Annotated in this window: 13 protein-coding genes; 7 read left to right on the forward strand and 6 right to left on the reverse strand. The window is 72.3% G+C overall.

Annotated elements, in window-relative coordinates; all coding sequences use genetic code 11:
* Positions 1–216 precede the first annotated feature (216 nt).
* The gene (locus AC0VYN_RS19500) at positions 217–1,017 is read left to right on the forward strand and encodes a ribonuclease BN (protein WP_475531963.1); all 801 of its coding nucleotides are present in this window, start codon (positions 217–219) and stop codon (positions 1,015–1,017) included.
* Between the two features lie 21 nt (positions 1,018–1,038).
* On the opposite strand, the gene AC0VYN_RS19505 is transcribed toward AC0VYN_RS19500, so the two are convergent.
* From AC0VYN_RS19505 to AC0VYN_RS19525, 5 genes are all read right to left on the reverse strand, one after another.
* Positions 1,039–2,073, reverse strand: coding sequence for an SDR family oxidoreductase (locus tag AC0VYN_RS19505; RefSeq protein WP_475531964.1), 1,035 nt, complete (start codon positions 2,071–2,073; stop codon positions 1,039–1,041).
* A gap of 65 nt (positions 2,074–2,138) precedes the next feature.
* Positions 2,139–2,270, reverse strand: a complete 132-nt coding sequence (locus AC0VYN_RS19510) for a hypothetical protein (protein ID WP_475531965.1) — start codon at positions 2,268–2,270, stop codon at positions 2,139–2,141.
* 84 nt (positions 2,271–2,354) lie between these two features.
* A complete protein-coding gene (locus AC0VYN_RS19515; protein WP_475531966.1) occupies positions 2,355–3,521 on the reverse strand; it encodes a helix-turn-helix transcriptional regulator in 1,167 nt (388 codons plus the stop codon).
* A 121-nt stretch (positions 3,522–3,642) separates the two neighbouring features.
* Entirely contained in the window at positions 3,643–4,164 is a 522-nt protein-coding gene (locus AC0VYN_RS19520) for a hypothetical protein (protein WP_475531967.1), read from the reverse strand.
* A gap of 169 nt (positions 4,165–4,333) precedes the next feature.
* Positions 4,334–5,452: an FAD-dependent oxidoreductase gene (locus tag AC0VYN_RS19525; RefSeq protein WP_475531968.1), complete on the reverse strand. Its 1,119-nt coding sequence runs from the start codon at positions 5,450–5,452 to the stop codon at positions 4,334–4,336.
* Positions 5,453–5,505: 53 nt separating this feature from the next.
* Here AC0VYN_RS19525 and AC0VYN_RS19530 point away from each other — a divergent pair, with 53 nt between their 5' ends.
* Positions 5,506–6,198, forward strand: a complete 693-nt coding sequence (locus AC0VYN_RS19530) for a TetR/AcrR family transcriptional regulator (protein ID WP_475531969.1) — start codon at positions 5,506–5,508, stop codon at positions 6,196–6,198.
* 88 nt (positions 6,199–6,286) lie between these two features.
* Here the strand turns inward: AC0VYN_RS19530 and AC0VYN_RS19535 are convergent, their stop codons facing one another.
* A complete protein-coding gene (locus AC0VYN_RS19535) occupies positions 6,287–7,354 on the reverse strand; it encodes a LacI family DNA-binding transcriptional regulator (RefSeq protein WP_475531970.1) in 1,068 nt (355 codons plus the stop codon).
* 190 nt (positions 7,355–7,544) lie between these two features.
* Between AC0VYN_RS19535 and AC0VYN_RS19540 the strand changes: the two genes are divergently transcribed.
* The 5 genes from AC0VYN_RS19540 (at position 7,545) to AC0VYN_RS19560 (ending at position 15,179) form a co-directional block, all read left to right on the forward strand.
* Entirely contained in the window at positions 7,545–8,471 is a 927-nt protein-coding gene (locus AC0VYN_RS19540) for a carbohydrate ABC transporter permease (protein WP_475531971.1), read from the forward strand.
* A gap of 7 nt (positions 8,472–8,478) precedes the next feature.
* Complete coding sequence (locus tag AC0VYN_RS19545; RefSeq protein ID WP_475531972.1) at positions 8,479–9,429, forward strand: carbohydrate ABC transporter permease; 951 nt, start codon at positions 8,479–8,481, stop codon at positions 9,427–9,429.
* Positions 9,430–9,534: 105 nt separating this feature from the next.
* On the forward strand, positions 9,535–10,875 hold the full coding sequence (locus AC0VYN_RS19550; protein WP_475531973.1) for an ABC transporter substrate-binding protein: 1,341 nt from the start codon (positions 9,535–9,537) through the stop codon (positions 10,873–10,875).
* An 89-nt stretch (positions 10,876–10,964) separates the two neighbouring features.
* Complete coding sequence (locus AC0VYN_RS19555) at positions 10,965–13,010, forward strand: beta-galactosidase (protein ID WP_475531974.1); 2,046 nt, start codon at positions 10,965–10,967, stop codon at positions 13,008–13,010.
* 129 nt (positions 13,011–13,139) lie between these two features.
* Positions 13,140–15,179 carry an RICIN domain-containing protein gene (locus AC0VYN_RS19560; protein WP_475531975.1) on the forward strand — a complete coding sequence of 680 codons (2,040 nt, stop codon included), beginning with the start codon at positions 13,140–13,142 and terminating at the stop codon, positions 15,177–15,179.
* Positions 15,180–15,220: the final 41 nt, after the last annotated feature.

A 15,220-nucleotide genomic window follows, 5' to 3' on the forward strand; every position in this document is an offset into this window, starting at 1 on the left:
ACTCGGCGCCTCGGGGCCCACCTCTGTCCGGGCGCCGCGGAGCATCGGTGGGTGGGGCGCCGTACGGCCCCGAGGAGGAGCGCGCGCGGGTTCCCCGTTTCGCAGTCCGGCCCGGTGCGGACCCGGGCGCATACTGGTGTCACGTTTGTCCCGCCGGCCACGGGTCACTCAGTTCCGCAGCGGCGAGTCAGTCCCAGGACCGCCCGAGGAGCACCCGTGAACCGGTACCGGCGCCCCTTCGTCCGTCTGTGGGACGGGTTGGCCGCGTCCGCGCTGGTCCGGCGGGGCCGGGAACTCGAGCTGATGCACCGGGCCATGGGCTTCGCCACCCTCGCCCTGGTCACGCTGGCGCCGCTGCTGATCGTGGTGGCGGCCGCCGACCCCCTCGGGAAGGGCGGGTTCGCCTCCTGGCTGGCGGACGGCATGGGGCTGTCCGGCCGGTCCGCCAAGGTGCTGACGGACATCATCAGCCCGCCGACGAAGGTGGTCGGCACCACGAGCGTGTGGGGCGGTATCGCCCTCGCCGTCTTCGGCGTGTCCTTCGCGGCGAGCATCCAGAACGGCTATGAACGCATCTGGGGTCTGCCGTCCGGCCCCTGGCACCGCGTCTGGCGGCAGATGACCTGGGTGATCGCCCTGACCGCGTACCTCTACCAGGAGGTGCAGACACGGACCGCGCTGCACGGCTCGGCGCGGATCGCGCTCTCCACGTCGGTCGGCACGCTGTTCTTCTGGTGGGGGCAGCACTTCCTGCTGGGCGGCCAGGTCCGCTGGCGCGACCTGCTGCCGGGGGCGCTGGCCACCATGATGGGCCTGGTGGGGCTGCGCGGCTTCTCCTACCTCGTCTTCAGCCCGCTGATCCTCGACAACGCGATCAGTTACGGCGCGGTCGGCATCGTGCTCGTGGTGGAGTCCTGGCTCATCGGGGTCGGCTTCGTCGTCTTCGGCGGCGCGATGGTCGGCCACTGGTTCTGCGAGCACCACTGGTGGACGCGCACCATCGACCGCGAGCGGTGACCCGACCGGGGGCCTCTCGCGTCAGCCGCGCGACGCCCTCCCCCGGCCTCCCACGCACGCGTTCCGGCCGGCGTCGCCGCGCCCGCCGGTCAGGCCCGCGGCGAGGGCTCCGGCGGCCGCCGCGGCCAGCGCCAGGGGCCGGCGGTGGCGTGAGAGCCAGAACTGCAGGCTGCGGGGGTGCGACTCGTCGTCGAAGAGCCCGTGGGCGCCGTAGTCCACGGGCGCGGCGTCGTCCACCGGCGCGTAGAGGTTGACCGGCCGGGAGGGGTCCACGGGGTCGTCGGTCTGCTGCGCGTCGTAGCCGGTGCGGGCCAGGTAGCGGTCGATCAGGCCCGGGGCGAGCTTCTGCCCGAGGAGGGTCGCGACGGTGGAACCGCCGACCCAGTACTCACGCCGCCCGGGGTGGTCGGCCGCGTGCAGGACGGCCTCGGCGGCGACCTCGGGCTGATACACCGGCGCCACCGGGCGCGGATGCCGGGGAAGCCTGCTGAGGACCCAGCTGAACTGGGGCGTGTTCAGGCCGGGCATCTGGACCATGGTGACCCGCACTCCGCTGCCGTCGTGCAGCAGCTCGCAGCGCAGGGACTCGGTGAAGCCCTGGATGGCGTGCTTGGCACCGCAGTACACGGCCTGGAGCGGGACACTGCGCCGGGCCAGGGCCGAGCCGACCTGCACGATGGTGCCCCGGTCGCGCGGCACCATCCGCCGCAGCGCGCTCTGGGTGCCGTAGACGAAGCCGAAGTACGTGACCTCCGTGGCCCGCCTCAGTTCCTCGGGCGCCACGTCCGGTACGGGCGCGAAGACGGTCGTGAAGGCGGCGTTCACCCAGACGTCGATCGGGCCGAGCTCGTCCTCCACCCGGGTCGCGGCGGCGTCCACCGCCTCCGGGTCCGAGACGTCCACGACGAGGGGCAGTGCCCGTCCGCCCGCCTCCCTGACCTCCTCGGCCGCCCGCTCCAGGGCGTGCTCGCCGCGTGCGAGCAGGGCGACGGCGGCGCCGCGTGCGCCGAAGGCACGGGCCGTGGCCCGGCCGACGCCGGCGGTCGCGCCGGTCACGACCACCACCTCGGCGCCGTCCGCCCTGCGCCGTCGCCCGCCGCGCCCGAGGCGGCCGGTGCCCTTCACTTCCCGCCCCGGGCGGACAGGTGCTCGGTGAGTCCACCGGGCAGACCGCCGCCACCCGGACGGCCGTGGACCCTCTCCGCGCCCCACTCCTGCCGGCGCGGCAGTACACGGTCGGCGACACGAGTCATGGGCACTCCAGGGACGAGGAACGGTGTGCCGGTCCCGAGTGCCTTCCCCGGCGACGCGTAAACCGTGCCGTACTCAACCGTCCGTCACCCACGCCCGAAGCCGCCGTCCGGACGTGCGGCGGGCCGGGACCGGATGCGCGGCCCGGCCACGGACGGCGCCACGTCCGGCAGGTAGTGACGGGCGAAGAGGGTGGCGACCAGGTCACGCCGGCTGCGGACGCCCGTCTTGTCGAACACCGCCTTGAGGTGGTCCTGAACGGTGTGCGGCGACAGCCCGACGTCACGGCTGATGTCGGCCGTGGACCGCCCCCGCAGCACCAGGGCCGTGATGTCCCTCTCCCGAGGGGTCAGCCCGTATGCCGCGACGATCAGTGCGATGTGCTCGGCGGGACCTGCCTGTTCGACGACGACGGCGGCACGGGCCGGCGACTCCGCGGTTCCCTCCAGGCGCCAGGCGTGCAACCGGACCCGTCCGTGCCGCCGGCTGTGCATCCACGAGGTGTGGGAGGCCGGGGCTCCCGGAGCCTGCACCGCCGCCGCCACCGCGTAGACGGCGGGGGGCAGCCCACGGCGACCGCCCGACGGCGGGCCGCCGGCGGGGGCCGGCTCGTCGAACCACTGGGCCGCGGTGGGCGTCGCATGGACCACCTGGTGGTCGCCGTCCAGCAGCACCAGTCCGGGCGCCACCGCCGATGCGGCCTCGTCGGCGAGCCTCGTCAGGTGCAGCCGGCGCAGTGCGGTGCCCAGCGGCTGGACCAGCGACGCCGCCGCGGCCAGGTCCGGGGAGCCGAACGGAGGCATGTCGTTGCCGCGGCCCATGATCAGGGCACCCCACGTCCCGTGGCGGTCCCGCAGCAGCACACGCAACTCGTCGCGGAATCCGAGGGGCCGCATGATGTCCCGGTACCGGGGGCTGCGGTCGAGGTCACCGCCCGTCTCCCGGCTGAGCAGGCCGACCGGTGTGTGTCTGGCCGCGAGGTCCGACAGGTCGTTGGCATCCCCCTCGCGGTACTCGATGTCGAGCATGCGCGGCATCATGGCCGCCGGGAGGCCGTCCTGGTAGTCGCCCCCGGTGTTCATCAACGTCTGCGGATCCACGGTCACACAGGCACAGACGTCGAACCGCAGCACGGGCCTCGTCACCTGTTTCACCGCTGAGAAGAAATCCTCGACGGTCCGCGCGGAGCGCACCGCCCGCGCCGCCGTGTCCCCCATCCCGCTGATCCGCGTTACTCCCCCGTAGCGCTTCATGGTCCGAGGCTAGCGCCTGCCGCGGCTCCCGGGACCGGTCCGTGCAGGTGGCAGCGCCTGCGTTCGCCGTGCCCGGGAGCCGGGTGTGCCCGAGGCGCGCGACCGGCGCCTCGCTTCGGTGTCAGCGGTCGTTGCGCAGGACGAGGTTGAGCTTCGCCCAGTCCTTGCCGCCGTTCTCGCCGTTGCGGAGCGTGATCTCGGCGACCGTCGAGCTCTGTCCCGCGGGGACGTAGCGGTTGAAGCCGTACTCGGCGTCGAGGTCGGTGTTGGTGTCGTTCGTGCCCTCGTAGAACCGCAGGGTCACGTAGATCATGACCCCGCCGGTGGCGTCCGTCTGGGCGGACACGTGCTTCTCCACCCGGATCTCGCCCCCGCACGTGGTCTCCCACCACAGCGACGGCGTGCGGACCTCGTTCACCCAGCCCTCGGAGGCGACGTTGCCGTTGCAGTACGTGCCGGCGGCGAAGATGCCCTCGTCGTCGCGGATCGTGTACGTCCCCGTCAGGGCGATGTTCCGCCACACGGACGCCGCGAGCGCGGTGCCCGTCGGGGACGGGGCCGCGACAGCGGCCGGGGCCCCCGCCACCGTCAGACCGGCGGCGGCTGCGACCAGGATCCCGACGGCTTTTCTTCGCATGGACATGTCTTCCCCCTCGTGTCGTCACGGATGCGCCGGAGGCGGCTCACCGCCGCCGGCGAGGTAAAGAATGCTGTGGCCGGCCGGCACATCCCATCCCAGAAAGGTGGGGGGTTGCGTCCCGCTCGCCGTGTCCTCCCCTGGAACCCCGCCGTCGGGCTCCCGGGCGCGGCGTTCAGGACGGCTGGACCTGGTCGAAGAGGGCGAGGGCTTCGGCCGGGTTCGGGCTCACCAGGCGTTCCAGACCGGCCGCCGTGATCTTCGCCCAGCGGCCGGCCCGTGCCCACATCCGTTCCTCGAAGGCGCGGACGGCCTCGTCCAGATCCCCACGGCAGGCGGCGACGGACTCGGCGAGCTCGGCGCCCTCCAGCAACGCGAGGTTCGCGCCCGCTCCCAACGGGGGCATCAGATGGGCTGCGTCGCCCAGCAGCGTGACCCCGGCCACGTGGGTCCAGGTGTGGGACTCGGGCAGGACATGAAGAGGCCGGTGGGCGAAGGCGGTGCCGTGGTGGAGGAGGTCGAGGACGGGGGCGGCCCAGCCGTCGAACAGCGCCAGCAGCGCCGACCGCACGGCCTCGGCGTCGGTCGGGTCCAGGTGCGCGTGCCAGTCCAGCGGCGCGCGGAACTGGGCGTACACCTTGACGTGGCCGCCGCTGCTGCGCTGGGCCACGAGGGCCCGGTTCACGCCGTACACGGCCACGGATCCGTCGCCGACGAGGCGGGCGAGGCCGGGGTGACGGGTGTCGACGTCGTCCAGGGAGGTCTCGACCAGGGTGACGCCGGTGTAGTGCGGAGTCACCGGCGAGACCGCCGGGCGGACCCGGGACCACGCGCCGTCCGCGCCGACGACGAGGTCGAACGTCTCCTGCCGTCCATCCGCGAACCGGACCACTGTGCCCTCCCGGGTCCCGGGCACCACCTGTGTCACGTCTCGCCCCCACCGGATGTCGAGCGGGCCGAGCAGCAGGTCGCGGAGTTGCCCGCGGTCGATCTCGGGATTGGCCCGGTCGTCCGGACCGGGTCGCCAGTCGCGCAGGACGGTCCCGTCCGTGTCCAGGATGCGCATGGCCTGCCCCTCGGGACGGGACGCCGCCCGGAACTCCGCCAGCAGCCCCGCCTTCTCCAGGGCGAGTTGGCCGAGTCCCTCCTGCAGGTCCAGCGTGCCGCCCGGCGGGCGGGCGTCGGGGGCGGTATCGCGTTCGAGGACGGCCACGGGGTGGCCGTGGCGGTGCAGGACGCGGGCGAAGGCCAGGCCGCCGGGACCGCTCCCCACCACGGCGATGCGATGTCTCATGGCTATACAGCGTATTGAGACTGGACGGCGTATCACAACAGTACGATGTCGCCATGACTGTCTGGGACCGCCCGGAACCACCGGCTCGCCCCGTGCCGCTCGACCGGGAGCGCATCGTCGCCGCCGCCGTCGCGCTGGCCGACGAGGGCGGACTGGATGCGGTGTCGCTGCGCAAGGTCGCCGCCCGGCTGGGAGCCGGCCCGATGCGGCTGTACGGCTACTTCGCCGCCAAGGAGGAGCTGATCGACCTCATGGTGGACGCGGTCCAGGCCGAGATCCTCCCCGCCGAGCGGCCCGGTGACTGGCGGGAGGCGCTGGGCACCCTCGCCCACCGCACCCGGCAGGCCGCCCTCCGGCACGAATGGCTGGCCGACCTGCTCGGCGGCCGGCCGGCCCTGGGCCCGAACGGCCTCGCCGTGACGGAGGCGACGCTGGCGGCCCTCGACGGCCTCGCCGACGTCGACACCGTCCTGCGCGCCGTGGAGACGGTAGGCGCCTACGTCAACGGCGCGATCAGGCGCGAGATCGCCCACCTGCGGGCCGAGCGCGCCACGGGCCTGTCCGAGCGCGACTGGCAGCGCTCCTCCGGCCCGCACGTGACGAGGATGCTGGCCACGGGCCGCTTCCCGGCGCTCGGCAAGGTCGTGCACGACGGTACGGACGTGGACGCCGGGACGTCCTTCGCGACCGGTCTGGACTGGGTCCTCGACGCCGTGGCCGCCAAGCTCGCCGTTCCCCCGGCGTGACGCTCGGCCCTCGCCTGCTGCGGGCGAGGGCCGGCCGTATACCCACGGGGCTCGCGCCGTCACCACGCCGCCCGGCGGAACCGCGCGCTCAGCGTCCGCGCGCCGGGGGCGGTGCGGTGCTCGTGCGGACCACCAGCCGGGTGGGCACGAGCGTCGTCCCCCGCTCCGGGCCGTCCTGGCGCATCTTGCGCAGCACGGCCCGCACGCAGAGCCGTCCCACCTCGGCGAAGTCCTGGTGGACGGTCGTCAGAGGCGGCTGGAAGGAACCGGCCTCCGGTATGTCGTCGAACCCGATGACGCTGACGTCCTCCGGGACCCGCCGGCCGCGTTCGTTCAGGGCGCGCAGCAGACCGAGGGCCATCTGGTCGTTGGCCGCGAAGACGGCCGTGCAGTCCTCGCGGGCGGCGAGCTCGAGGCCGGCCCGGTGACCGGACTCGGCCGACCAGTCGCCCCGGGCGAGGGGCGGCGCGGTGCGGCCCGCCTCGGAGAGCGTCCGGCGCCAGGCGTCCGCGCGACGCTGGGCGGCGAAGGAGTCCTCGGGTCCGGCCAGGTGCCAGACGGTGCCGTGCCCCAGGCCGAGCAGGTGCCGGACGGCCGCACGGGTGCCGCCGGCCTGGTCGGTGTCGACGACCGTGTAGTGGTCACCCGCGTCGGAGTCGACCACCACGACCTGGACGTGGGGCGGCAGCGTGACGGTGGCCGCGTCCAGCAGGTGGACCTCCATGATGACGATCACCGCGTCGACGGCGAGCTCCTCCAGGCGGGAGAAGGCGCCCCGCACCTCGTCCTGCGTGGGCACGGCGACCGGGAGCAGCGTCACCGCGTACCCCTCGCTCGCCGCGGAGGTCGCGATGGCCTCCAGGGTGCGCACGTTTCCGGTGGTGGAGAGCGAGAAGGTGATGACGCCGATGGTGCGGAACTCACCGCGTTTCAGCGCCCGGGCGGCGCTGTTGGGGCGGTATCCGAGCTCCTTCATGGCCGCCAGCACCTGCTGCCGCGTCTCCTCGGTCACTCCGGCGTACCCGTTGGAGACGCGGGAGACGGTCTGCGAGGAGACCCCGGCCAGCCGTGCCACGTCCGCCATGGAGGCCGTGCGCTCGCGGCCGCGGCGGGACCGTGCGGGTGCGCTCGTCGGGACTTCCTCAGCCGTGCTCACTCGAGGTCAGCCGCCTCTCTGTCGCTGCCGGGCCCCGGTGCGCAAGGACCCTTGACCGTCGTCATCGGGGCAGTGTAGACATGCCGCCATCAGATGTTTACGTAAACATAACAGCCCGGGGGTCGTTTCGCGGCGCTCGATGTTTACGTAAATATCGGGAGGCTCCGCACGTGGACGAGCGAGGAACGACATGACGACGCTGCAACCGCCGGCCGCTGCCGAGCCGCGGCCGGCCCCGCCCCCGGCGAGACGGGATCGCCGGTCCTGGACGGGGTGGGGTTTCCTCGGTCCGTTCGTGGCCGTCTTCGCCCTGGTCTTCCTCGCCCCGATCGCCTACTCGGTGTACCTCAGCCTCTTCCGCGACCAGCTCATCGGCGGTACCACCTTCGTCGGCCTGGACAACTACACGCAGGCCCTCCAGGACGACCGGTTCTGGGCCTCGCTCGGCCGGGTCGCGCTCTTCCTGGCCGTCCAGGTGCCGATCATGCTCGGCATCGCGCTGCTGGTGGCGCTGGCCCTGGACAGCGGACGCCTCTACGGCCGGGACTTCTTCCGCATCTCGGTCTTCCTGCCGTACGCCGTGCCCGCCGTGGTGGCCACCCTGATGTGGGGCTTCATGTACGGCACCCGGTTCGGGCTGGTCGGCGACATCAACGACGCGCTGGGCGTCACGCTGCCCGACCCGCTCTCCCCCGATCTGGTGCTCGCCTCCATCGGCAACATCGTGACCTGGGAGTTCGTCGGCTACAACATGCTGATCTTCTACGCGGCCCTGCGGGTGGTCCCGCACTCGCTGTACGAGGCCGCCGAGATCGACGGGGCCGGACAGCTCCGCGTCATCACGGCCATCAAGCTCCCGGCCATCCGCGGGGCACTGGTCATCGCGACGATCTTCTCGATCATCGGCAGCTTCCAGCTCTTCAACGAGCCGAACATCCTGCAGCCGCTGGCCCCCAACGCCATCACCACCGACTACACCCCGAACTTCTACACGTACTCGCTGTCCTTCAACGGGCAGCAGTACAACTACTCCGCGACGGTCGCCATCGTCATGGGGCTGATCACCATGGTCATCGCCTACGTCGTCCAGCTGCGCGGCATGCGCAAGGGAGTGTGAAGCAGCGATGACCAGTTCTGTCGTCACCGTCTCCGACCGTCCCGCGCCCGCGCCGCCCGGCACCCGCCGCGCCGCACCGAAGCTGCGCGCCGCCCGCCGCCGGCACTCCCCGGGCAAGCCGCGGCGCAGCGTCCTGCTGACCGTGCTCACCGGGCTCGTGGTGCTCTACAGCCTGGTGCCGCTGCTCTGGCTGGTCATCAGCGCCACCAAGACGCAGGCCGGCCTGTCGGACTCCTTCGGCCTGTGGTTCGACGACGACTTCGCCCTGTGGGACAACGTCAGGCAGACGTTCACCTACAACGACGGCGTGTTCACCCGCTGGCTGCTGAACACCCTGCTGTACGTCGGGCTGGGCGCGGGCGGCGCCACCTTCCTCGCCGTCCTCGGCGGCTACGCGCTGGCCAAGTTCGACTTCCCCGGCCGGCGCGGGGTCTTCGCCGTCGTCATCGGCGCCGTGGCGGTGCCGGGTACCGCACTGGCGGTACCGACCTTCCTGATGTTCAGCAGGATGGGGCTCACCGACACGCCCTGGGCGGTGATCATCCCGTCCCTGATCTCGCCGTTCGGCCTGTATCTGATGTGGGTGTTCGCGAGCGAGGCCATCCCGACCGAGCTGATGGAGGCCGCCCGCATCGACGGCGCCGGCGAGGTGCGCACCTTCTTCCGGGTCGCCCTGCCGCTGCTGGCGCCCGGCATCGTCACCGTCCTGCTGTTCACCATGGTGGCCACCTGGAACAACTACTTCCTGCCGCTGATCATGCTCAAGGACCCGGACTGGTATCCGCTGACCCTGGGCCTGAACAGCTGGAACCAGCAGGCCCAGACCGCCGGCGGCGAGGCCGTGTTCAACCTGGTCGTCACCGGTTCGCTCATCACGATCCTGCCGCTGATCGCCGCGTTCCTGCTGCTGCAGAAGTACTGGCAGTCCGGACTGGCCGCCGGAAGCGTCAAGGAGTAGCCGCCCGGCACCCCTCCCCCGCGCTCCGCCCCCGTCCCGCCTCCTTTCTCCTCTCCGACCCTCGACTGCGCCGGTCCCCGGCCACGAAGAAGTGGAAGCTCGCCCATGCACAAGCAATCCCGCCGCCTGCTGCGCGGCATCGGTCTCGTCTGCGCCCTCGCCCTGGGAGCGACCGCCTGCGGCGGCGACGACGGCGGATCGAGCGGGAAGCCGGTCTCCCAGGAGGACGTCAGGGCGGCTCTGGAGAAGGGCGGCACCCTCACCGTCTGGGCGTGGGAGCCCACCCTCAAGCAGGTGGCCGCCGGCTTCGAGAAGGAGCACCCCGGCGTCAAGGTGAACCTGGTCAACGCGGGCACCAACAACGACCAGTACACGGCGCTGCAGAACGCCATCTCGGCGGAGAAGGGCGTGCCCGACGTCGCCCAGATCGAGTACTACGCGATGGGCCAGTTCGCGCTGACCGAGCAGCTCACCGACCTCAAGGGATTCGGCGCCGAGAAGCTCGCCGCCCGCTACTCGCCCGGCCCCTGGAACGGCGTGAAGGCGGGCGGTGACGGTGTCTACGCCCTGCCGATGGACTCCGGGCCGATGGCGCTGTTCTACAACAAGAAGGTCTTCGACACGTACGGCATCAAGGTGCCCACCACCTGGGACGAGTACCTCACCGCCGCCCGCGACCTGCACAGGAAGAACCCCAAGGCGTACATCACCGCCGACACCGGTGAGGCCGGCTTCGCCACCAGCATGCTCTGGCAGGCCGGTTCGCACCCCTACACGGTGAACGGCACCAAGGTGAAGGTCGACTTCTCCGACGCGGGCGCCGCGAAGTTCACCGGCGTGTGGCAGAAGCTCATCGACGAGAAGCTGCTCGCTCCCGTCACCAGCTGGAGCGACGAGTGGTACAAGGGCCTCGGGGACGGCAGCATCGCGACTCTCGCCACCGGTGCCTGGATGCCCGCCAACCTGGAGTCGGGCGTGAAGAACGCCTCCGGTGACTGGCGTGCCGTCCCGCTGCCGCAGTGGGCGGCGGGCGACAAGGCCGGGGCCGAGAACGGCGGCAGCGCGCTCGCCCTGCCCGAGCTCGGCAAGAACGAGGCGTTGGCGTACGCCTTCGTCGAGTACGCCAACGCGGGCAAGGGCGTGCAGACCCGCCTGGAGAACGGCGCCTTCCCGGCGACCACCGCTGACCTGCAGTCCACCGCGTTCCAGGACACGAAGTTCCCGTACTTCGGCGGCCAGCAGGCCAACAAGATCTTCGCCGAGGCGGCCGCGAACGTCGCCGACGACTGGTCGTACCTGCCCTACCAGGTGTACGCGAACTCGATCTTCAACGACACCGTCGGCAAGGCCTACGTCTCCGGCACCACGCTCGCCGAGGGGCTGAAGTCCTGGCAGGACGCGTCGGTCAAGTACGGCAACGAGCAGGGCTTCACCGTCGAGCAGTAGCACCAGCACGCGATGCGGCGGCCCGCACGGGGCGGCGCGCGGCATCCGCGCCGCCCCCGCGCCGCACGCACCACACCGGAAGGACCGCCATGATCTCCACCCTCCTGTCCCGCCTCGGGCGCGGACCGGACGGCGCGCCCGCCCCCCGTCTCGCCTACGGCGCCGACTACAACCCCGAGCAGTGGCCCCGGGAGGTGTGGGAGGAGGACGTACGGCTCATGCGCGCGGCCGGCGTCAACATCGTCTCCGTCGGCATCTTCTCCTGGGCCCGCATCCAGCCCGGCCCGGACACCTGGGACTTCGCCTGGCTCGACGAGGTCATGGACCTGCTCCACGAGAACGGCGTGGGCGTCGACCTGGCCACCGCCACCGCCTCCCCGCCGCCCTGGCTGACCACCGCGCACCCGGAGATCCTGCCGGTCACCGACCGGGGGGAGACGCTCTGGCCGGGAGCACGGCAGCACTGGCGCCCGACCTCCCCCGTCTTCCGGGAGCACGCCCTGCGGCTGGTCCGGGAGATGGCGTCCCGCTACGCCGGCCACCCGGCACTGGTGGCCTGGCACGTCAACAACGAGCTCGGGTGCCACAACGTCTACGACTACTCGGACGACGCGGCCCGCGCCTTCCGGCAGTGGCTGCGCGCCCGGTACACCACGCTGGACGCCCTCAACCACGCCTGGGGAACGGCGTTCTGGTCGCAGCGCTACAGCGACTGGGAGCAGATCCTGCCGCCGCGGCTCGCCGCCTCCCACCCGAACCCGACCCAGCAGCTCGACTTCAAGCGCTTCTCGTCGGACGCGCTGAAGGAGCACCTGCGGGCCGAGCGCGAGGTGCTGCGGGAGCTCACGCCGGACGTTCCCGTCACCACCAACTTCATGGTGATGCCCGGCACCAAGGGCATGAACTACGCGGACTGGGCGGGCGAGGTGGACTTCGTCGCCAACGACCACTACGTCGTCCCGCACCCGCAGGCCCGCGACGAGCTGTCCTTCTCGGCGAACCTGACCAGCGGCATCGCGGGCGGCCGGCCCTGGTTCCTGATGGAGCACTCCACCAGCGCGGTGAACTGGCAGCCGGTCAACCTGGCGAAGCGCGCGGGTGAGCTGGCCCGGGACTCGCTGACGCACGTGGCGCACGGCGCCGACGCGGTCTGCTTCTTCCAGTGGCGCCAGTCCGCGGCCGGTGCCGAGAAGTACCACTCGGCGATGGTGCCGCACGCCGGCGCCGACAGCGAGCTGTTCCGCGCGGTCACCGCGCTCGGCGACACGCTGAGGACCCTGGCGCCGGTCGCCGGGAGCGAGCGGGAGCCCGCCGAGGTCGGCATCCTCTTCGACTGGGAGTCGCGGTGGGCGAGCGAGCAGGACTCGCACCCGACCTCGCTGCTCGACTACCACCAGGAGGCGCTCGACTGGTACTCCGCGCTCCTCGCCCTCGGCGTCCGCGCCGACGTGGTCACCACCGGCGCCGACCTGACCCGCCACCGGGTGCTGATCGCACCCGTGCTGCACATGGTCCCCGCCGACCTCGCCAAGGAACTCACCCGGTTCGCGGAGCAGGGCGGGCACCTGGTCACCACCTACTTCTCCGGCGTCGTGGACGAGAACGACCACGTCTGGCTCGGCGGCTATCCGGGCGCCCTGCGGGACCTGCTGGGCGTCCGCGTCGAGGAGTTCGGCCCCCTGCCCGCGGGGCAGACCGTGCAGCTGGACGACGCGACGACCGGCGCCCTGTGGACCGACCACCTCACCGTCACCGCGCCCGAGACCGAGGTGCTCGTCCGGTACCGCACGGGCGCCCACGCGGGCCGCCCGGCCGTCACCCGGCGCCCGGCGGGCAGCGGTTCGGCCGCCTACGTGTCCACCCGGCTCGGTGCCGAGGGGCTCACCTCGCTGCTGCCGCGACTGCTGGAGCCGGCCGGCGTGGCGAGCGGCCTGCCCGCCGAGGTACGCGGGCTGGTCGAGACCACCGTGCGCCGCGGTCCCGGCGGGCGGTTCGTGTTCCTGGTGAACCGGACCGACGAGACGGTCACCGTCCCGGGCCCGGCCGGAGACGTCCTGGTCGGCGCCACCGACGACTCCGGCGCCGTCGTCCTGGCGCCCAGGGCTGTCGCCGTCGTGCGCACGCCCACCGCCTGACGGGCCCCTGCCGCACACCACCCACGAGTCCCCGGAGCGGCACGCGCCCGCTCCGGGGCGTCCCCTCCTGCCCGCTCACGGGCGGCAGGGGCCACCGCAGCGACCACACCTTCCCGTTGGGAGCACACGATGGCACGCCGTACCCGCAGCAGACGCCTTCTCGGGGCCGCTGCGCTCACCGCCCTGGCCACCGGGGCCGCTCTGATCAGTGTCCCCGCACAGGCCGAACCCGCCGCGGCCGCCGCCTCCGTCACCGTGCGGCCGGACCCGTCGTACCAGCAGGAGGCGTTCGAGGGCTGGGGCACCAGTCTGGTCTGGTTCGCCAACGCCACCGGCGACTACCCGCCCGAGATCCGCGAGAAGCTGGCCCGCCTCCTCTTCGGCGACGACGGCCTCGGGCTGAACATCGCCCGCTACAACATCGGGGGCGGCAACGCGCCCGGCGTCGGGGACTACCTGCGCGCCGGCGGTGCCGTCGAGGGCTGGTGGAAGGCGCCCGCGGGCACCACCCGCGAGGACACCGAGTGGTGGAGCGCCGACGACCCGGCCGACTGGAACGAGGATGCCGACGCCACCCAGCGCTGGTGGGTCGAGCGCATCAAGGACGACATCGACCACTGGGAGACGTTCAGCAACTCACCGCCGTGGTTCATGACCGTCAGCGGCTACGTCTCCGGCGGCTTCGACTCCTCCGCCGACCAGCTCAGGACCGACTCGGTCGACGACTTCGCCGCCTATCTGGCGGGAGCGACCAGGCGGCTGGAGAAGGCCGAGGGCATCGAGGTCGACACCGTCGACCCGTTCAACGAGCCCAACACACCGTACTGGGGGACTCAGTTGGGGGCCGACGGCGAACCCGTCGGCGGCCGGCAGGAGGGGGCCCACATCGGCCCCGAGCTCCAGCGCAAGGTGATCCAGGCCCTCGCCCCCGCGCTGAGGAAGGAGAAGGTCAAGGCGGACATCTCGGCGATGGACGAGACCGACCCCGGCACCTACGCGAAGAACTGGAGCGCGTACTCCCAGGCCGACCGCGACCTCGTCGGCCAGATGAACGTGCACACCTACGGCACCGGCCAGCGCACCACCGTGCGCGACCTGGCCAAGGCCGCCGGCAAGCCGCTGTGGATGAGCGAGGTCGGCGGCGACTGGGGCGACGGGCAGGACTTCGAGGACATGCGGCCCGGCCTCGGCCTCGCCCAGCAGATCGTCGACGACCTGCGTGAACTCGAGCCCCGTGCCTGGGTGTTCTGGCAGCCCGTCGAGGACTACGACAACATGAAGCCCGGCGGCGAGTCCGCGAAGGGCGGCAACTGGGGCAGCATCCAGGTCCCGTTCGGCTGCACCGACCAGGACACCCTGGAGACCTGCCCGGTCCGGACGAACACCAAGTTCGACACGGCACGCAACTTCACCCACTTCATCAAGCCCGGCGACCGGCTGATCAGGACGGACGACACCTCCAGCGCCGCCGCGGTCACCCGGGACGGCAAGGGCGCCTCGCTCGTCCACGTCAACCGAACGACCGAGGCCCGCACGGTCACCGTCGACCTGTCGAAATTCCGCAGCGTCGGCCGCGGGGCCACCGTCACCCCGGTCGTGACCAGCGCCGACGGCAGACTCGCGAAGCAGGCCCCGATCAGGGTCCATGACCGCGCGGCCACCTTCACCGTGCCCGCGCAGTCCGTGACCTCCTTCGAGATCAAGGGCGTCTCCGGTGTCGCCCAGGACGCCCCGGCTCTCCGCAAGGGCCACACCTACACGCTGACCGGAGTGCAGAGCGGCAGGGCCGTCAACGTCGCGGACGACGGCACGAGCCTGGTCCTCGGCCCGGGGACCGGCACGGCCGCCCAGCAGTGGCGGCTGAGTGCGGTGCGCCCCGGCAGCGGAGTCCGCGACCGCTACGTCTTCACCGACCCGCGGGCCGGCACGCGGCTGGCCGTACGCGACGACGTCCCGGTGGCCGAACGGGACACCGGGAGGCGCGACGCGGCCGCCGAATGGCTGCTGTCGACCACCGGCGACGGCACCTGGACACTCGTCAACGCCGCCACCGGACGCCTGCTGGAGGTCGGCGGGCAGGCGACGCACCAGGGCGCGGCCGTCACGACCTGGCCGCCCAACTCCGGTACCAACCAGCGGTGGACGGTGACGGACGTGTCCGCCGGCTGACCCGCCCACCCGGGCCAACTGCCCCTTCCCCGCTGACGGGA

Source organism: Streptomyces sp. 63XJN7_1_ISO-PGPR-S23-121 (assembly GCF_056173025.1).